General features: G+C 35.6%; 1 protein-coding gene. It reads right to left on the bottom strand.

Features of this window, described 5'->3' with window-relative positions:
- Positions 1-515: 515 nt before the first annotated feature.
- On the bottom strand, positions 516-2579 hold the full coding sequence (mobQ, locus tag FD20_RS12350) for a MobQ family relaxase (protein WP_057738891.1): 2064 nt from the start codon (positions 2577-2579) through the stop codon (positions 516-518).
- Positions 2580-2914: the final 335 nt, after the last annotated feature.

Raw genomic sequence — 2914 nt, 5'->3', positions numbered from 1 at the left:
GAATCAGAACAAGTGTCTAGAAAAACATGTGCCAGATATTGACTTAGGAGCAATAAGACATAAGTCATACCTAGTTACTTTTTCCCGTACACACGCCATTTTAGGTATAATCATTCTCTTGAAGTTTTGAAGCTAGAACTTAATTGTCCTAGTTTTTTCAATTTGGGCTAACCTTGATGGAAACCCCATGTGAGAAAATTTAGCTATTTTAACACTCCTTAATAAAGCTTTGACATTTAAGAATACTTTTAATTAATGATTATTAAGCTTCAAAAAAAGGAAATTAAACTAAATAGTGAGTTCTCAAACTGAAACAAAATACAAAACAGTAAAAGTATCTCATAATTCTTATGCACATGTATAAAATACTTGCTCTAGTGAAGATTCTACTGATGACACACGATTTATCAACCATTTCGTAATCAATGCTATTCGAGTGCCCTTTTAATTGAAGCTCCATCTTTTACTTTAAGAAATGGCTAACAATAGCTTACTCTGCCTGTTCCATTATATTTCTAAAGATGCATTCCTCCGTCATCATGACGATTACGAACCTGATGCTTCCTTTTCTTTTTTGTCATTTCCCGCTCTGTCTCTTTTAAGTCTCGTTGCTGTTTATCATGTTGATACTTTTCGCTATGTGCGTAGAGAATACTTATTAATGCACCATCTATCACATTGTTCAGGTAGTAACCAGGACTAACATCTTTATAGTTAACCGGTTGATAACTTTTAAGCTGTTCTTTGCGGTACTGATCTTCTTTTTCAGTTTGATTACTTAATTTTTCACAAATTTGATCAACCCGTTTGGCCTTAATTTTTGGATCTTGCCGACACTCTCCCAAGAAGAGCTGGCGGGTACCATCATGCTGCAAAACTCTCTGCAAATGTTCATTAGTGATATTCTTTAAGTCACTCATTCCGAATAAATAAGCTAGGCCCTGTTGATGTTCTTCAGCACTAAAAACAACTGGAGGGTTTCCTTTCAATCTATCCAGCTGTTCTGCCGAATAAGGTGTTAACTGTGGGTTGTAGTAGAAAACTGCGGTATAAAGCAATTCCTTTTCTGATACATCCAGCTGCTTTAGATTACTCTGCGGAAAAGCTGTTTCCAGTACCGCATCATATTGGACCTGGACTACCTTTTTAACTTCATTAATCGTTCGCAAAGCTTTAACACCTTCGGTGACTTGTATTTGTTCAATAGACGTATAGTTTTTTAAAAAGCCACGTTCTGCTCTTTGTAAATCAGCTAAGCTTTGTCCGTGCTTACTAAGTATCTTTGTTAATTTTTCTTGATTCTGATCTGCCTGTTGTTTTAATAATTGCCAGCTAACATATGGTCGTTTAGTGAAGGTTAGCAGTTGATAAATTAATAGGTTTTCACGTATTGCAGCCAACCGTTCTTCTAACTCGTCACCCCTAAAAATAGTTTTTTCGCTATCTGTTTCTTTAATCAATTCTCTTCGCTCTGCTTGAGTGGTTTGTTCAAACTCGATTTCTGGATAAAGTTTTTTAAAAACTCGATCAGCCACCTTATTTAAAAATTCATTTGCTTCCCTTAGTGATGCTTCTTGTTGGTTAACCATTAACAATTTTTTTGTCACATCTTCCCCGACTACATGTTTAATTAGGGTGCTATTTTTCCAATTAAACAGCATGCGGCGTTTATCATCTAAACTCTCCAAACTGATATACATTTTCAGCTCATTACTTAACTCTTTGACCACCCGTTTTTCATTGAATGAGAAGTGTTTGCTTAGGCTATCTAAATGGCCTCTATTAATTACTTTTTCTTGCATATTTTTATAGCCAGTTTTGAACTTACGATAGTTCTTAACTTGTTGATTAAATTCTTTTCTTTCATGCCGCTTACTATTGATTCCCTCATGTTGAGTTGGTGTATCATCTATTCCCTGCTCGATAAATGATTTTTCACTGATCCGATCGGGAATATTTTTTTGCTCTAAGATTTGATTTACACTAGCCGCCCAATTGTGCCGCCATTGATTGATTTTTTCTTTTTTATCCCAATCAACTAACCACAACTTTCTTGATCTTGGGAAACGACTATTTCCTGTATAAGTCTTATTCCCATTTTCATCTAATATGTTTTCTCTTTTACTTTTCAATCCCCACGTTCCGTCTGGGTTAAATGGACGGTTAGTTAGCATAACATGAGCGTGCGGATTGTCTGGGTGATCTCGATGAATTGCCACATCAGCAACCATACCTTCATCAACAAAATTTTCTTGTACATATTTTGTCAATAATTCTTTCTGTTCATCTTCACTTAATTCAACTGGTAAAGCCACGTTAAACTCTTTAGCATACCGTGAGTTTGCACGACGGTCTTTTCTTTCTACTTCGTTCCATAATTTCTCTCGATCACTCGCCCATTCTGGTGCATTCTTTGGTGTCAAAATAAAGCTTTCTGGTATAACCGACCGAGCATAAAAATAACTTCGACCTTCTTTTTGATCGAATAATTTTTCACCACTTCGATAACTCGCTCCAGCAATTGCACTTCTTCCTTTACCAGCACTAATATTACTAAAGCTCATGTGAAAAATTGCCATGTCGGTCACCACCTTTCTTTGGGTATATGGGTTTGATTTTGTTGTCGCCAACGGCGACTTCTAATACAAGGGTTTAGCACAATAACACAACCAACTTTAGTTGTTGTGTGTAAGTGCGCATTGACCTCGTTTTATTCGGCCTGCTGATCCAATTTTATTACGTTTAGTGTACTATTGTCACTTCGATTTTCCAACTTTAATAATTACTACTTATAATAACATTATGATGTTATAAGTAGTAATTGTATTTAATTGAACTTGGAGGTTATCTTATGGCTCAAACATCAATTCAAAAACAAGAAGCTAAATTAAAAGTCCTTAATCAGAAAATCAAG

Origin of the sequence: Liquorilactobacillus uvarum DSM 19971, assembly GCF_001434935.1 — a bacterium.
Classification (GTDB): Bacteria; Bacillota; Bacilli; order Lactobacillales; family Lactobacillaceae; genus Liquorilactobacillus; species Liquorilactobacillus uvarum.
This window is presented reverse-complemented; position numbering and strand designations above follow the sequence as displayed.

Coding starts and splice junctions, on each gene's coding strand:
- mobQ (WP_057738891.1), bottom strand. CDS start 2,579: ATGGCAATTTTTCACATGAGCTTTAGTAATATTAGTGCTGGTAAAGGA.